The sequence below is a fragment of the Chryseobacterium sp. Marseille-Q8038 genome, from assembly GCF_965111995.1.
Genome location: NZ_CBCOPN010000002.1, coordinates 611,552 through 626,958 on the forward strand (window position 1 = coordinate 611,552; position 15,407 = coordinate 626,958).

At 35.7% G+C, this 15,407-nt stretch carries 17 protein-coding genes; 1 reads left to right on the forward strand and 16 read right to left on the reverse strand.

From position 1 onward, the window contains the following. Positions 1 to 235 precede the first annotated feature (235 nt). The 6 genes from ACWPWS_RS16740 to ACWPWS_RS16765 all read right to left on the reverse strand — a co-directional run bounded on the left by ACWPWS_RS16740 (position 236) and on the right by ACWPWS_RS16765 (position 5,270). Entirely contained in the window at positions 236 to 1,588 is a 1,353-nt protein-coding gene (locus ACWPWS_RS16740; RefSeq protein ID WP_454047280.1) for a T6SS phospholipase effector Tle1-like catalytic domain-containing protein, read from the reverse strand. Between the two features lie 150 nt (positions 1,589 to 1,738). Beyond that, positions 1,739 to 2,416 (reverse strand): response regulator transcription factor, encoded by a 678-nt coding sequence (locus ACWPWS_RS16745; RefSeq protein ID WP_454047281.1) that lies wholly within the window; start codon positions 2,414 to 2,416, stop codon positions 1,739 to 1,741. Then, positions 2,385 to 2,966 (reverse strand): sensor histidine kinase, encoded by a 582-nt coding sequence (locus ACWPWS_RS16750; RefSeq protein ID WP_245169842.1) that lies wholly within the window; start codon positions 2,964 to 2,966, stop codon positions 2,385 to 2,387. The genes ACWPWS_RS16745 and ACWPWS_RS16750 overlap by 32 nt, the downstream gene beginning before the upstream one ends. Positions 2,967 to 3,166: 200 nt before the next feature. Continuing rightward, positions 3,167 to 3,790: a hypothetical protein gene (locus tag ACWPWS_RS16755; protein ID WP_209787486.1), complete on the reverse strand. Its 624-nt coding sequence runs from the start codon at positions 3,788 to 3,790 to the stop codon at positions 3,167 to 3,169. A gap of 17 nt (positions 3,791 to 3,807) precedes the next feature. Beyond that, entirely contained in the window at positions 3,808 to 4,587 is a 780-nt protein-coding gene (locus ACWPWS_RS16760) for a hypothetical protein (RefSeq protein WP_245169841.1), read from the reverse strand. A 62-nt stretch (positions 4,588 to 4,649) separates the two neighbouring features. After that, positions 4,650 to 5,270 (reverse strand): DUF5715 family protein, encoded by a 621-nt coding sequence (locus ACWPWS_RS16765; RefSeq protein WP_454047282.1) that lies wholly within the window; start codon positions 5,268 to 5,270, stop codon positions 4,650 to 4,652. Positions 5,271 to 5,489: 219 nt separating this feature from the next. On the opposite strand from ACWPWS_RS16765, the gene aqpZ reads away from it, so the two are divergent. Next, on the forward strand, positions 5,490 to 6,206 hold the full coding sequence (gene aqpZ / locus ACWPWS_RS16770; RefSeq protein WP_105681808.1) for an aquaporin Z: 717 nt from the start codon (positions 5,490 to 5,492) through the stop codon (positions 6,204 to 6,206). Between the two features lie 263 nt (positions 6,207 to 6,469). Here aqpZ and ACWPWS_RS16775 read toward each other — a convergent pair whose 3' ends face one another. The 10 genes from ACWPWS_RS16775 to aceA form a co-directional block, all read right to left on the reverse strand. Beyond that, positions 6,470 to 7,015, reverse strand: a complete 546-nt coding sequence (locus tag ACWPWS_RS16775; RefSeq protein WP_454047283.1) for a hypothetical protein — start codon at positions 7,013 to 7,015, stop codon at positions 6,470 to 6,472. Positions 7,016 to 7,128: 113 nt separating this feature from the next. After that, positions 7,129 to 8,121, reverse strand: a complete 993-nt coding sequence (locus ACWPWS_RS16780; protein WP_454047284.1) for a LuxE/PaaK family acyltransferase — start codon at positions 8,119 to 8,121, stop codon at positions 7,129 to 7,131. Between the two features lie 196 nt (positions 8,122 to 8,317). After that, a complete protein-coding gene (locus ACWPWS_RS16785) occupies positions 8,318 to 9,088 on the reverse strand; it encodes a UDP-2,3-diacylglucosamine diphosphatase (RefSeq protein WP_454047285.1) in 771 nt (256 codons plus the stop codon). Positions 9,089 to 9,111: 23 nt separating this feature from the next. After that, positions 9,112 to 9,558 carry a 6-pyruvoyl trahydropterin synthase family protein gene (locus ACWPWS_RS16790; protein WP_047097353.1) on the reverse strand — a complete coding sequence of 149 codons (447 nt, stop codon included), beginning with the start codon at positions 9,556 to 9,558 and terminating at the stop codon, positions 9,112 to 9,114. Between the two features lie 72 nt (positions 9,559 to 9,630). Then, positions 9,631 to 11,073 (reverse strand): serine hydrolase, encoded by a 1,443-nt coding sequence (locus ACWPWS_RS16795; protein ID WP_454047286.1) that lies wholly within the window; start codon positions 11,071 to 11,073, stop codon positions 9,631 to 9,633. Between the two features lie 79 nt (positions 11,074 to 11,152). Continuing rightward, entirely contained in the window at positions 11,153 to 11,533 is a 381-nt protein-coding gene (locus tag ACWPWS_RS16800; RefSeq protein ID WP_454047287.1) for a hypothetical protein, read from the reverse strand. A gap of 32 nt (positions 11,534 to 11,565) precedes the next feature. Beyond that, a complete protein-coding gene (locus ACWPWS_RS16805; protein WP_454047288.1) occupies positions 11,566 to 12,732 on the reverse strand; it encodes a hypothetical protein in 1,167 nt (388 codons plus the stop codon). A gap of 32 nt (positions 12,733 to 12,764) precedes the next feature. Beyond that, the gene (locus ACWPWS_RS16810) at positions 12,765 to 13,151 is read right to left on the reverse strand and encodes an acyl-CoA thioesterase (protein ID WP_454047289.1); all 387 of its coding nucleotides are present in this window, start codon (positions 13,149 to 13,151) and stop codon (positions 12,765 to 12,767) included. 129 nt (positions 13,152 to 13,280) lie between these two features. Then, the gene (locus ACWPWS_RS16815) at positions 13,281 to 13,850 is read right to left on the reverse strand and encodes an OmpH family outer membrane protein (RefSeq protein WP_209787461.1); all 570 of its coding nucleotides are present in this window, start codon (positions 13,848 to 13,850) and stop codon (positions 13,281 to 13,283) included. Between the two features lie 178 nt (positions 13,851 to 14,028). Beyond that, complete coding sequence (gene aceA, locus ACWPWS_RS16820) at positions 14,029 to 15,309, reverse strand: isocitrate lyase (RefSeq protein ID WP_454047290.1); 1,281 nt, start codon at positions 15,307 to 15,309, stop codon at positions 14,029 to 14,031. Positions 15,310 to 15,407: the final 98 nt, after the last annotated feature.

Genomic DNA, 15,407 nt, shown 5'->3' on the forward strand with positions numbered 1-15,407 from the left:
ATTTTTTCATGATTGTAATAAATTTGAGTAGCTAATATAAGAACATAAATCAATCAAATGAGAAAAATTTAATTACGTTAACTAACTCATTTAATGCAAATTAAACACTTAAAATACTTAACCTCAACTTTTGCATCTGTTGCCTTTCTTCACTGTATGTAATATATAAAACATAAAAAAGGAGACACCAACCAGATGTCTCCTAACCTAAATTTAAAACTGAGAAGCTTGGGCACTAATTCTTCATTTCATTTAATATAATAGTTGCCGGCGTTTTTAAAATGGTACGAACCCAAATATCATTATTGGGAACGCTTGTCCCATAAAGGAAATCAGCAACAAAATTGTCTTCCGGCAGGTGAAGTTCTACAGAAAGTCTTGTCTGGCTTGCCTCATCTACAGAGGTGCTGCTTGAGACATTGAGTCCGTTGTTGATCAACTCAATATTAATTTCCCGCTGAGTTCTGTACTGAAAACTATCACTGTACAGTCCAAAGTTTGATGAGATATGGGTATAATCTGCAAATCTTCCAAAGTCATATATTGGTTTTTTGTTGATGGAAAGATCTTTCAAATATTCTTTCATTTTGGTATAAAAACGACTAAGAAAGGAATGTTTATTATAATCTGTTCCAAAATATGCTTCATTCTCTGTACTAAAGATCAAGGATTTTGCATTGGTTTCATCCATCATCAGTTTTCCATATACTTTTGACAGATCATTGTATACTTTATCACGGCACACATAAGCCTGTGAAAGCCCATTAACCGTTTCTATTTTATATTCTGAGAGTAATGCCTCCCAGATTTTATTTCCATCAACATTGGTTTTTTCATTTCTGATATCTGAGATGTAGTGATGTAAATCTTCGATATTCATGAAATCTGTAGAAATATAAACAGATTGTGGTCCTTCCAGATATCCACCACCTATATCAGCATGATCTCCGGGTACAAAAATTTCTTTCCAGACGGATGACTGATTTTCAGATTTCTGATCCTGCATGATTACCGAGTTTTCAAAAAAACCGGTAAGGGGAAAGAAAAACCTGCTTTCATTGACTGCACAGATATGCAAAGCATTCTCTACCTGTACAGGCATTTTCATATTATAGGTATTAAAAGGTTTGGACTCTACGGTATCAAAGACGCCCAAAAATTTTATTCTGCAATTTCCCACCGCATAATATGTTAAAAGCTGGTTACAGAAAGTTCTTGCCAGCATTCCTCCTCTTCCGAATCCGTATAGATAAAAATGATATTCTGTTGTCTTATCACAAGCAATCTGCTGCACAAAATCTCCAGCTTTCTGAAGTTTATCATCGGAAGAATATCCTCTTCCATAGGGTGGATTTGCACAGGTTGCCATAGCAAAGTTACTATCTTCATTGCCTGTTACAGTACCGATTCCTTCAATATATATTTTTTCATCTCCAGCGAATAAACTGTATAATTTATAGATGTTGGTAAATGTACCATAATAGCTTTCATTATTATTCAGTGGTTTATCCGGTGAAAGAATATTTACCCCATTATTTCCTGTTCCGTCAAAGAAAATCCCGACGGAAATCACTCTGCTGCCATTCATGTTCTTACTTTAATTTTTTATTACAGATCTTGTTTGTGTTTTTTTCAATTAACATCCCCAAAAGAGACATTTCAAAATAACAGAAGAAAAACAAAGCGAGCTAGAGTGAAAAGTACCAAATAAAAAAATCCGTATTTCTACGGAATCAAATTATATTTTTTCAAGAGAGTAAATATTATTAACAATGGCATAGATCACTATTCCCACCGTATTTTTAGCTCCGATCTTTTCCAGGATACGCTGCCTATGGCTCTCTACAGTTCTTGGGCTGATAAAAAGTTTTTCTCCTATTTCGTTGTTGGTAAATTCCTGACAGATGAGTTTAACCACATCTTTTTCTCTTTCGGATAATTCATCTTCTGTTTCAAAAAGAGAATTTTTTTTGGCAGAACTATTCATGTAAGTAAATAGCATCTGATGGTCTTCAGCCGTGAAAAAGACCCCGTTTTTATCCACCATTGTAATGGCATCAATGAAGGTTTTCTTATTTGAATTTTTTGGAAGAAATGCAGATACACCCAGCTTGACCATATATCCAAGAATAGAGGTTTTATAATGGGATGACAGGATAATAATTTTAAGATCAGGATATTTTTCCTTCAGGATTTCTACCAGTTCAAAACCGTTCATTGGTTTCATCTGAACATCTACGAGAGCAATATCAGGAAATTCATCTTGTGAAAGTTTTCCGAGGGCTTCTATAAAATCGGGACCATTATCCGCGGTAAGGCTTACCGATATATTTTTTTCATTGGACAGCAACATTTTTACCCCTTCGAGGATCAGCTGTTCATCATCAATCAGTGCTAGTTTGATTTGGGAACTCATGATATTTTGGAATTTTTATGATTAAACGACTTCCTTTGTTTGAAAATGTTTTTTTCCATTTGTGTGTGGCATTCATTGATTGGATGCGGGATTCAATATTTTTAATTCCCATTCCTTTTTTTACTTCTTCATATTCAAAACCCTGTCCGTTGTCGGAAATCACCACCGCCATATTTTCAGGATAATCCTTAATGTAAATCCAAAGATCAGTGGCATCCGAGTGTTTGATTACATTCGTAGTAAACTCCTGAATAATCCTGTACAACTGTACTTCCACAAAAAGATCTTTCTTTTCGTATCCCGGCATTACCTGCAGGGAAATATTAATTTTATGGGAAAGGTTGGCTATTAATTCTTCAGCGTATAAAACCAGTCCCACTGATTCCAGGTTTACGGGGTATAATGAATGGGAAATACTTCTGGCAGCATCAATCAGGGAAGACATCTGACCATAGATATTTTTTTTGATCAGCTCATCACCCTGGGTATCAAGGTTATTGAGCCATAAGGAAAGAATATTGAGCCGGTTTCCGATATCATCATGAATCATGACTGCAATTCTTTTTCTTTCTTCTTCCTGGGCTTTGATGTTTTCCAGTACTAATTTTTTCTGATGAAGAACTTCCGCCTCATGCTGTACATTTTTCTCTTTAATTATTCTGGTTATAAAAGCTCTGTAAGCTAACAGAATAAAGGATACTATAACTGTTATGGTAACAATTATAAGGATCAGCAGATTGATATTTAAAGTTACTTCTTTAATTTGAAAAAAGTGTATAAAAATGAACAGTACAAAATACTCGAAAGAATATTATTGGCACTGAGAATAATATAATAATCGTTTTCTGACAGATTCGCTATCTGATGCTGGATGATAAAGATAAATACAGAGACTGAGTAATAGAAGAAAATACTGGCATCTACAAGTAGAAAACGGTTCTGCAAAGATGTATTCTTAATCTCACGGATCAGGGTAAATCCGGAAAGACAGATAATGATAATATTGGAAACCACTTTTGCTATATCGGCATTTCCAGGATAATCAAATCCATATTTCGAGATCATAAAACCTGCCGCGATCAGTGCGGTACATCCAAGAACAGATTTTGGTAAGTCCAGTTTTCTGATAAATAAACCAGTCAGCAGAAAAAATTCTCCTGCAATATATAAAGGATAAAGGAATGACGTATCATTCAATCTGAATATATAAGGCAGCGCAAGATTCAGCAGCTCAATAAAAAAAAGAAAAGCAATACAATGAAAATACTGCTTTTCTTTATGATTTAGTATGCGGTATTTTGCTGCTCCCAGCAGTATAACAGATAGGAGCAGTGCATAATTCAGGAATAAAATTGCCTTATAAAGTCCAGCCATTCCTTAGTTTATCGTTTTTAAAATTCACCTCCAACTTCTACATCCGGAATACGGCAGATAGGCGGACATGGTTTTGCCCAGTCGTAAGTATTGGAAATTGGTTCGGCTCCAAGTTCTGCATTCCTAAGATTTTCACGGAAAGAGATAAAAATAAGCGTTACCAACATTTTCCCGTAAATATCATTATATCTGATTCCAAAAGAACAGGTGATACCTGCTAAACCATCATCTGAAAGGCAAAGGTCTGCTGTAGGAACATAGAATTTTCTGAAAATTCCACTTCCCTGATTTTCTCTGGTCTCTTTATAAAACCAATCCATCCCTTGATTTCTCCAGCGTTCAATAGCATCTACGGCTTTATCCTGCTCAAGAATTGGGGTATTGGAAACCGGAAGTCCCATATTGGCATTTTTTTCCATACTCTCAAGATCTTTAGACAGAACCGCATTTCTAATAAGCGTATATTCCTGGATTTCCTGGAGTCTCAGATCCTTTTCCAGCTCGGTAAGGAAGCTGTATGGATATTCTTTTACATCTATTTTTACCCCATCATTGTTCATAGGATAAAAGATAAGAATCAATCGGTCTCTGTAAATTCCTACTGCCGCACAGAAGTCTTTATAATCCTTAAACTCCTTCATCCATTCAAGGTGTTCTCTGGAAATATTAAAAACATAGTTGGTAGGGATAAGTTTTTGAATTTTGGAAAAGTCAGAAAGGCATGCTTTCCACTGGTTTGACGCTGCTCTACATTCTTCTACAGGCAGCATATAGTCTACAATGTTTAATGTTGACATAAGCATAGTTTTTAGTCGTATAAAAATATACAAACTAAATATGCTATGCAAGAGGATTTTAATTAATAATTTTTCACAGTAATATGATAACAGCTCTGCTGCTTCTCTTTGATGTAATATATTCTACCGGCTTTCTCGTAATACTTTAAAACTTTCTCCAGAGCCACTTCCATTTTGGGATTGTATTTCAGAACATTGTTGAATCTTACGTAAGAAATGTCAAAAGAGTTGCCATAGTTGTGAGAACTAATCCCCAGAGAGGCATTAGAATTCACTCTTCTCAGCCTGCACTGGTCTTCAAGGGTTCTGGTAATGGAGGAAACAGTAAATGTACCACCTTTTGTATCCTTGCTGAACTTGGAACCTATTTTCTCAAGAGTCGTTTTTGCCTTGGATACCATATAAGGCCTGCTGTAATCGAGTCTCTGAACCTGATATCCTTTGCCGGATTTTTTTATTTTGTGGAATTTCCCTTTGTTGATATATTTCTGTACAGTTTTGGAATCTTTCAGCAATTGTACCCCAAAACTCTTTGAGGCATCAAGATGAGGTTTATAAAGTGGCGTAGGCTCAACCTTCAATACAGTGGCAAGATCATAGCAGGGGAAAGCTTTTTTAGCTGTCTGCGAATAATGTAAACTATAAATAAAAGGTACAAAGACCACACAAAGAAACTTTCTCATTCACCATCCTTTAAAATTACAAATGAAAGATAAAACATTTATGTTATATCTTTCAAAACTGACGATAATACTCTCTAAATAAATCCCAAACAAACTTTACACCAAATTACAGATTTTGCAATTTTTGTTCCCACTTTTTTGAAATATTTTTTCAGTTTTTGCTTTTTACTTTAAGATTTAAATTCTACATTTGAGATACTTTAAACAATAAACAACATGATAAAAAAACTTTTCGCTGAATTTTTCGGCACATTTTGGCTTGTTTTCGGAGGATGTGGAAGCGCTGTTTTCGCAGCTGGTGTTCCAGACATCGGCATCGGACTTTTAGGCGTTGCTTTAGCCTTCGGTCTTACTGTTCTTACGATGGCTTACGCGGTAGGCCATATCTCAGGAGGGCATTTTAATCCGGCAGTTTCTTTCGGACTTTTAGCGGGAGGAAGATTTCCTGCAAAAGACCTTGTTCCTTACATTGTAGCCCAGTGTCTGGGAGCGATTGTAGCAGCAGGATGCCTGTATACAATTCTTAACGGTGCCGGAGCGGTAGAATTCTCAAAACCCGGAGATTTTGCCACAAACTTTTACGGTGAAGCCGTTTACAATGGAAAAGCTTTCAGTATGGGAGCCGCATTTCTTGCTGAGTTCTTACTCACTGCTTTTTTCCTAATTGTAATCATGGGAGCTACAGACAAATGGGCTAACGGTAAATTTGCCGGTCTCGCCATTGGTCTTGCTCTTACTTTGATTCACCTGATTTCTATCCCGATTACGAATACTTCTGTAAACCCTGCAAGATCACTTTCTCAGGCAGTCTTTATGGGAGGCATTGCTATGTCACAGCTTTGGCTGTTCTGGGTAGCCCCTATTTTGGGAGGAGTTGTAGGTGGATTGATCTATAAGTTCTTACTTCAGAGAGATACTGCTGAAATTGCAGATTAGTTTTAAAATAATATCCCATTATAAAATCCTGTCAGGCGGCAGGATTTTTATTTTCTGATTTTGAATAAATTCTTTGAAATTCTTTGTAAACGCAAAGATTTTATGAAGGAGAGCTTTTATTCAAGGGAGCAAAGTGGTTACGACTACTTCGCTGATGAAGCTAATTGTAATGTTTGCTTAGTAAGAATCAATGAAATTGATTCCTTCTTTTAAAACATATCAATAAGAAATTCAACTTTGAGTTTAAAAAAAATTTTTTGATCTTATTTCAGTTTTTTGATTTCAAAAGGATTTTTGAAGATCAGTTCTTCATGTTTTCCTTTGATTTCCATTTTACGCTGGAGAAGATTCAAAGCCATTTTTCTGATAAAAAGATCTTTATCATTCAGCTTCCAGTAAGAATCTTCATGAAGCGGTTTAGGGTTGCGGATCAGATAAAATTCAGTTTCCCAGGTATCAACATTATGATAGAATTCAATGATTCCACAATGTTCAGGGATAAGTGCTGCATCTACCATTCCCATCGGGAGCAAGAAACTGAAAGCGTTACACATATAATCTCCACAGGAAATTTTATCATGTTTCAGAAATTTTTCTCCGGTATCTTTATTCAGGTATGATTTTTTGAAATCATTTTTAAAATCACTTTTTGAAAGTTTGATCTCTATTTCATGACTTCCCCCATCTGAATCTATGATCAGAATATCCGCTTCCCAATCTGCCTGAAAATAATTCGTCAGTACAATTTCTTTTTCAAAATCGCAGTGTGAATGGATGTAGGCATGTATAAGTTCTTCTATTTTGAGCATGAATATAATTGTACAAAGTAAAATGTATAATGTATTTATGATAATGCCAGAATACAAAAATTGACAAGCAAAGCGAATTGACAATTCACCATTACTTTCTTCGGTTTAAATCATCAACTTACCAGCAGACTGCATCCTCTGATATCGGAATGGTCTATTCTTCCCAGTACCTGAAATTTATCTCCGACTATTTTTCCTAAATCCTGTGTGGCAATAAATGAACAGGAATGGGTATTGGCAAGATCAATAATGTTAATAGCTCCTGTACGTCCTTCTTTTTCGTAAGCTAAAGGATCTTCTGCATTCCGAACCATAATTCTCATCCAGTTTGGACATTCATATTCGTTATTTCCAAGGGAATAAGCCTGTGAAAGCAACTCTGTCATAGAATATTCAGAATAGATTTTATCTGTTTTAAGCCCTTCCTGCAAGATTTTCAACAATTCATCCTTTGTCATTTCTTCCTTTCGTCCTTTCATACCTCCGGTTTCTATCACCACTAAATTTTCAGGAAAATTTAGAGATTCTTCGCTTTGCTCATAATGACAGTAATCAAGAAAGTCTAATAAGGCAAAGGAAACTCCGAAAAGAATAACTTTTTTACCCTGCAGTGTATTCAAAAGCTCAAAGAGTTCGGAATGATTATAAAGGAAATATCCGTTTTCCGGTTTGGCAGATTTCTTCATCAGATAATCTACCATATAGATCAGTGATGAATTTTGTTTCTCAAGATAACTTGGGAGTAAACCCAGAAAAATAAAGTCTTCCGGTTTTCCGATAAACTGTTCAAAACTTTTATAAATGCTCTCTTCATAAAGATACGGATCTGCTATAAAATGCTTGGAAAGATTCATCTGGGTAGTTCCTGAACTCTGAAAGAAAAGATCTGCCGCAGCATTTTTATCCAGGATCTGATGGTTTTTAAACATTTCAATAGGCAGGAAAGGAATCTTTACCAAACGGTCTACCTCATCGGGATTAACCTTCAGAAAATCAACAAATTTCCTGTATATTTCAACATTTTCATATTGATAACGAAATGTTTTCAATGATGCATTCAGGAAATCCTGTTCAGTCTGTATGTTGAATATATTTTTCAATTCCATAACTTTTTTCAACCTTGCTACCACCTCATTATAAGATAGTTACAAAGGCAATGTGTTGATATTTAATAATTTTTTAATGTATGAAACCTATTTTGGTAGACTTATTGCAATTATCTAAACGGAATATGGATTAAAAACAAGAATGGGTTTTCCACCCGTTCGAAAGTTACCTCTTTTAGGGGTAATTTTTTTTGTTTTATTTTTCAAAAGTCCTGAGTTCAAAATCCTTTTCAAAAACCCCATAAGTGAAATAGGAAATCCAGTCTCCAAGGTTGATATATTTTGCATTCTGTTCCAGATCCAGCACCATTGGTAAATGCCTGTGTCCGTAGATAAAGTAATCAATCTTCTGCGTTTTCAGCTTTTCTTTGGAATAAATAATCAGAAATTCTTTATCTTCTCCAAGGAATGCTTTGTCTTCTTCTCCGGAGATCATTTTATTTTTTTGGGACATATATAAAGCAATTTTCATTGCAATATCCGGATGAAGCCATTTGAAGAACCATTGAGCCACAGGGTTTGTGAATAGTTTTTTCATTCTTTTATATCCTTTGTCTCCAGGCCCTAATCCATCTCCATGAGCCAGCAGGAACTGCTTCCCTCCCATTTCAAAATATTGTTTCTGGTAGAATACCGTGCACCCAATCTCTTCTTCCAGATAGTCTTTCATCCAAAGATCATGGTTTCCGACAAAGAAATAAATATGAATTCCCCGATCTTTAAGTTCTGCAATTTTTCCAAGCACGCGCACGTATCCTTTTGGAATAACATGCCTCCATTCGTGCCAGAAATCAAAAAGGTCACCCATTAAAAATAAAACCTGAGCATCTTCTTTGATCTCGTCCATCCAGCGTATGAACTTCTCCTCACGCACCTTACTTTCCTTGGGTGTAGGAGCTCCAAAATGCTGATCCGAAGCAAAGTATACTTTTTTTCCAGGCTCTAAATTAATTGTTGTTTTTAGCACTTTCTGAGTTTTGTGGGATAAAATTATTGATTATCTTCTGCAAACCATTCTCCATAAGAGTTTTCTGTCTCATGAAGCTTAAGATAAGCTAAAGAAATTCCTTCAGGAAGTCTTGATTTGATTTTAGCAGCAATGGCATATAACATGTTTTCACAGGTTGGCTGGAAGCTGCAATAGATTACTTTATGTCCCTTCTGCTCAAGATCATCTCCTAATTCTTTGTGAGGAGACAGGGCATTAACAAGAACCGCATGGTCCCATACATCTACGATTTCAGACTTTACGATACTTTTAATATCTCCGAAATCTACCACCATTCCATTTTTAGGATTTTCAATATCATTGATCGGTTTTCCTTTCACTGTTACAAACAGCTTATAAGAATGTCCATGCATATTTTTACACTTCCCATCGTAGTTGTAAAGTACGTGAGCCGTTTCGAATGTAAAAATTTTTGTAATACGTATCATAGTACAAAGATATGATAAAACAGCTTAATACAGAAGAGACTGTTTCTATTACAACGATTTTACCTATTCTTTTTAATCAATTTTTAACGTTAAATTATTATCCTGAGATCCATCCACATTGATTGCATTGGAAGGTACAGAAAGCCAACCGTTTTTATTCATTATAAATTTAAACTGGTAAGTCTTTCCTTTTTCGAACTGAGATTTTGGGATTGAGAGTTCAAAAGTATTATTATTTTTCAGACTCATCTGAAATACTTTATCCTCAGGATTCCAGTCATTAAAGGAGCCTGCCACTGAAATATTCTTGATCAGCTCTGTGCTTTGTTTTTCAGGAAACTGATAGGAAAAAATAACAATGTCTTTTTCTTTTCGATACCCGTAAATTTCTTTTTTACGCCCGGGATAAACAAAAGATTCGGTTCTTGTATATTCCTCTGCCAGCGTATATGGGTTCAGCAACTGTTTATCCATGATGCCTGCAATCTGGTTGACCATGGTATAAAAAACCGGAAAGGTTTTATATCCACTGGACATCAACACGATAGACATATTCTGGTCCGGATAAATTCTGTATGCACTAACATTTCCACCTGAAAAATGATATGATTTTATGTTATTAAAAGTTGACATATCCCAACCGTGGGTAAATTTGATATCTTTATTTTTATATTCAAAAGGTTTCCACATCAGGTCTTGTGTGGAAGATTTCAGGAAATCATTCTTACTAAGATGGATACTCCATTCTAAAAAAGCAGGCAGCGTGATAGCCAATCCATTGGCAGAGTGAGCTCTTCTTCCTTCCACAAAGGTGGATTTATCATAGTGATGGGTATCATTGTTGTAGATATACTTTACAATTCTGTTCGGAATTTTCTCCATAGAATCAGAGGAGAATACCACTTGATGTCGGGAGTCTGAAAACTGATTTTTTGTGATATAGTCTTCAAATTTCTCACCCGTTATTTTTTCAATAATCATGGCGATCAGCATGTAATTTGTCTGATTGTATCTATAATCACTCCCTGTTTCAAATTCAATTTTTTCTTTTGATAACCGCTCAATAACTTCAGCATTGGGAGCATCTATGGAAATATCACTGAAACGAATCCAATCCGGCAGTCCTGAAGAATGAGAAACAAGATTTTTTACCTGAACATTTTGCCAGTCTGTTGGTACATTGTCAATATATTTTGAAATTTTATCTTCCAGGGATACTTTCCCTTGTTCAACAAGCTGAAAAAGGCCAATATTTGACATCAGCTTTGTAGTAGAATATACCCTGAACATGGAATGGGAATCTACTTTTTTATCACTTTCCAGCGTTTCTGTTCCATAATATTTCTGAAAAGTTACTTTATTATCGGTTACGATTCCTATGGCTATTCCCGGTATTTCATTGATTTGAATAACCTTTTTTATATAGTTATCAATAGCTTTTGACTGTTCTGCCGTCTGGCTGTAACCCGTAAAGAAAAAACTTGAAAATAATAGAGTTAAAACAGATGATTTCATGGAGATGTTTGTTTGATGTTTCCTTATTAAAACAACTGTGTTTCTTATTATATTACATTAGGAAAAAGTTATCTGGAGTTTATGGTTTTAACAGGTCTGTTTCAAAACCTAATTCATTCAAATAATCAAATCCGTTTTGTATTTCCATTGAATTGAAGCCCGACCATCCTTTTTGTAATCCCAATAAAATAAACTGTTTGATGTATTGTGGCTTATTGAGATTTACATCATCTTCTGAACACGTGATTTTATTCTTCAGCTTCACCCCTGATTTTAAAGGCTGTCCCATAATATAATCATCCACAGTCATACATTTGATGATCAAAGGAGTTTGTTTTTGTCCCTTAAAAAAAACTTTTACAGTCAAAGTATTAGTTTTAGTTTCGGAATGATATTGGTCAGAAACTGAATACAAGTATTCTACAGCATTGATGGTTATTTTTCTTAACTTACTTTTCATTACCTCGTTTTTCTACCAAGCTATTTCAAATATTATTTTATCGTTTTTTCAAATCTGTTAATGATTTTGTACTCTCTGTCTTTAATCACAATATCATAAATTCCTTTATCCAGAATTAAAAAACGGTTGTCTTTGGAAGTATTAAGCTCAATGATATCAGCGGGAATTCCTTCTTTTTCAAACTCTCCTTTTCTGTATGCTAACACCAAAGCCGGATAGCTGGAAACTTTAGAAACCGGAATCTTATAAAATTTTCTGTTTTTATTCAGCATCCAATCTGGTCTGCCTTTACTATATTGTGTAACGGGATGAATGATTTTAATATCGGTATACAAATCTTTGTCTTCACCATTATATATTTCCTGGTTTTCATCTTTTAAAACAACAGGAACAGTATTACGTACCAATTTTAAAAGCGGTTCATTATACTTCAGATTGCCTTTTTCTGAAAACTGAGTCTGATCAATGGTAAACGGATTAATCCCTGTTAAATCCGAAAGCCTTCCTGCCATTGTTTTCTCCCATGATTTATGAATTCCTTCATAAGCATGTTGATATCCGCAATAGATCAGATATTTCCCGTCTTTATTTTTCTGCATAAAATTGAAGATATTTTGTGCTTCTCCAATTTCCCTTTCTTTATTATTTCCTTCAGCCTCGTATGGAAAAAGGGTAAACCCAATTTTCAGAGCATTATAAATAAAATTCCCAAATTCCGGTTCTTTGGAATAATATCCACTGCTGAGGGTTGCAAACTTTTTGCTGTTTAAAGAGTCATTCGCCAATGTTTCAATTCCTAAATACCGATATCCTCTGTCATATAAACCCTGAAGTAAAGAAGAGGCAAAGTTTCTGTGGCTTGCATTGTGATGAGCTTCATTAATGATAACAATCTGTTCATGGACTGCTTTCTCCAAAATATAATCTTTTGCTTTAACAGGATTTAATTTTGTAAACTTCAAGCTATCTGTGGCACTTAGTTTTTTAACCCTTCCAAAAGTCATATCCCAACTTTCCAGTGCAGGTTTATATTGTCCGCCTATTGAATAATACGTTGCTGCCATCTGGCTTCTCCATGACTGACTTTGAGTGGAGTCTGCCACCTTCTTTTTAATATCATCGGTAAACCAGTAGGGATTTTCCTGACTATAACCAGCCATGCTTACCAACAGTAGTGCCAGTGAATATAAGAGCTTCATGTGTATTTAGTTTTTGAATTAATCTTTTACTGCTAAAAAAACTTTTCCAGCCAGTCATGATCCAGACGTTTGATCTTCTTGGTTTCAGGATCAAACAAAATCCAGAGTGTACTGGAGGCTACTACAAGTTCATCATTGCAATAAAATTCAACTTTCCTTGGCTGCCTGGCTCCCTCAGGAGTCATGGGATAAGTTCTTACCGTGATGATATCATTCAGATAAACCTGCTTTTTATATTGAATATGATGATCCAGAAGCATCCAGGCATCGTTGATATATTCGGTTTTATGTTTTAAAAGATCCCAGTGCTCAGCGGCTACTTCTTCCACCCAGTGCACATACTGTACATTATTCACATGGTTATTCTGATCAATATGTTCTTCTGTTACTCGTATCTGTTTTTCGTACATTAAGTTCATTCTCCTGAAAGTTTACTCAAATTTATCATTTTAAAACAGAACTGTCTTCATCCGGCTCTACACTTTTGTGCATAAAAAAACGGAATCATACGTTATGATTCCGTTACAATATTCAGTATAATGAAATTCTTATTTTTTCCCCGCAGGTTTTGCAGGCGCTGCTGTAGCTCCTAATTTACTTTTCACAAGAGCAGTGATATCCTCACTTCCATCGTTGTAAACAAGATTATTAGATTCCTGTGATGCCACATCAAATATATAATTCAGGCCTCTTTCTTTGGCAGCAGAGGAAATAGCAGATCTTACTTTTTGCTGTAGAGGAGTCAGCAATTCACTTTGTTTAGCAGCAATATCTTTACCTGCCTGTGCTCTGGCCTCTTCTATTTTCTTACCAATACCTTGCAGTTCTGTTTGTGCAGCGATAAGTTCTTTAGTCACCGCTTCTTTATTAGCTTCACTCAGAGTTTTCTCTTTATCTTTTGCCGCTTTCAGTTTGTTCTGATATTCAGTAATCAGTTTTTCAATTTCAGTCTGCTTGGTTTTAGTTAAATTATCAATAGTGGTACCTATAGTTTTTGCTTCGGGTAAACTTGCAAAAATTTCATCAGTATTCACGCTTCCAATCTTCTGTTGGGCTTTCGCAGCATTTGCAGTAAGTGTTAATCCTAATGTAATAAAAAGTACTTTGATTAAATTCATTTTTAATATTTTTTTCGTCCTCAAATATAATTCAAATTTTCATTATTTATCATGGGGATTTTTCATTTATCATTTCATTCCCCGAATGAGACTTAAAACCTAACTTAATCACCATCAATACAGAAAAACCTTCCCACAACAGAGAAGGTTTAACATCAAAAAAATATGGAAAAAATGACTAATGGAATTGTGCGGTTTCTGTAGAATCTTTCATCGCTACGGTGGCTGAAGAGCCATTGGTAACAATATTCTGTATTTCATCAAAATACCCTGTTCCTACAAAAGACTGATGCTTCACTGCTCTGAATCCTTTCTGCTGTAATGCAAACTCACGCTCCTGAAGCTCTGAATATCCCGCCATTCCTCTTTCTTTATATGCTAATGCCAGTTCAAACATAGCTGTATTCAGCGCATGGAATCCTGCCAGCGTAATAAACTGAAATTTATATCCCATTTTAGCCAGTTCCTCACGGAAAGTAGACATTTCTTCTACGCTCAGCCTTGCAGCCCAGTTAAATGAAGGAGAACAGTTGTAAGCCAACATTTTTCCTGGGAATTTTGCATGAATTCCTTCTGCAAATCTTCTTGCCTGCTCCAGATCAGGATTTGAGGTTTCCATCCAGATCAGGTCTGCATACGGAGCATAGGACAAACCTCTGTCAATCCCCTGTTCTACTCCGTTTTTCACTACATAAAACCCTTCGGAAGTTCTTTCTCCTGTTACAAATTTTTTATCTCTGTCATCAATATCAGAAGTCAGTAAATCTGCAGCATCCGCATCTGTTCTTGCAATAATAAGGCTCGGAACTCCCAGTACATCAGAGGCCAGACGAGCAGCAATCAGTTTATTTATAGCTTCCTGAGTGGGTACTAATACTTTTCCTCCAAGGTGTCCACATTTTTTTGCGGAAGAAAGCTGATCTTCAAAATGAACGGCTGCTGCACCGGCTTCAATCATTTGTTTCATCAGTTCAAAAGCATTCAGGTTTCCTCCAAAACCTGCTTCTGCGTCTGCAATAATAGGTACCAGATATTCTTTATTTCCTGTTCCGCTCACAGACTGTACCTGATCTGCTCTCAATAAAGCATTATTTATTTTCTTCACAACAGAAGGCACTGAATTGGCAGGATACAATGACTGATCGGGATACATTTCACCTGATAAGTTAGCATCTGCAGCTACCTGCCAGCCTGAAAGATAAATAGCTTCCAATCCGGCATCTACCTCCTGTACTGCCTGATTGCCTGTCAATGCGCCAAGTCCTGCCACATAATCCTGGGTATTTAATTTATCCCAGAATTTTTTGGACATTTCTGTAGCAATTGTGTAATCTATGGTATAAGATCCGCGAAGTTTCAAAACTTCTTCTGCCGTATAAGGTCTTTTCACCCCATTCCAGCGTGGATTTGTCAGCCAATCTTGTTCAATAGCCTGGATTTGTTCTTGTCTTGTTTTCATAATATTTGGATTTTGTTTGATTAGGTTTTTTGGATGCGAGGTTCGGGGTACAAGATGCGGGATATAAAGTTCAAACTTTCAGACTCTACCACTCTCTA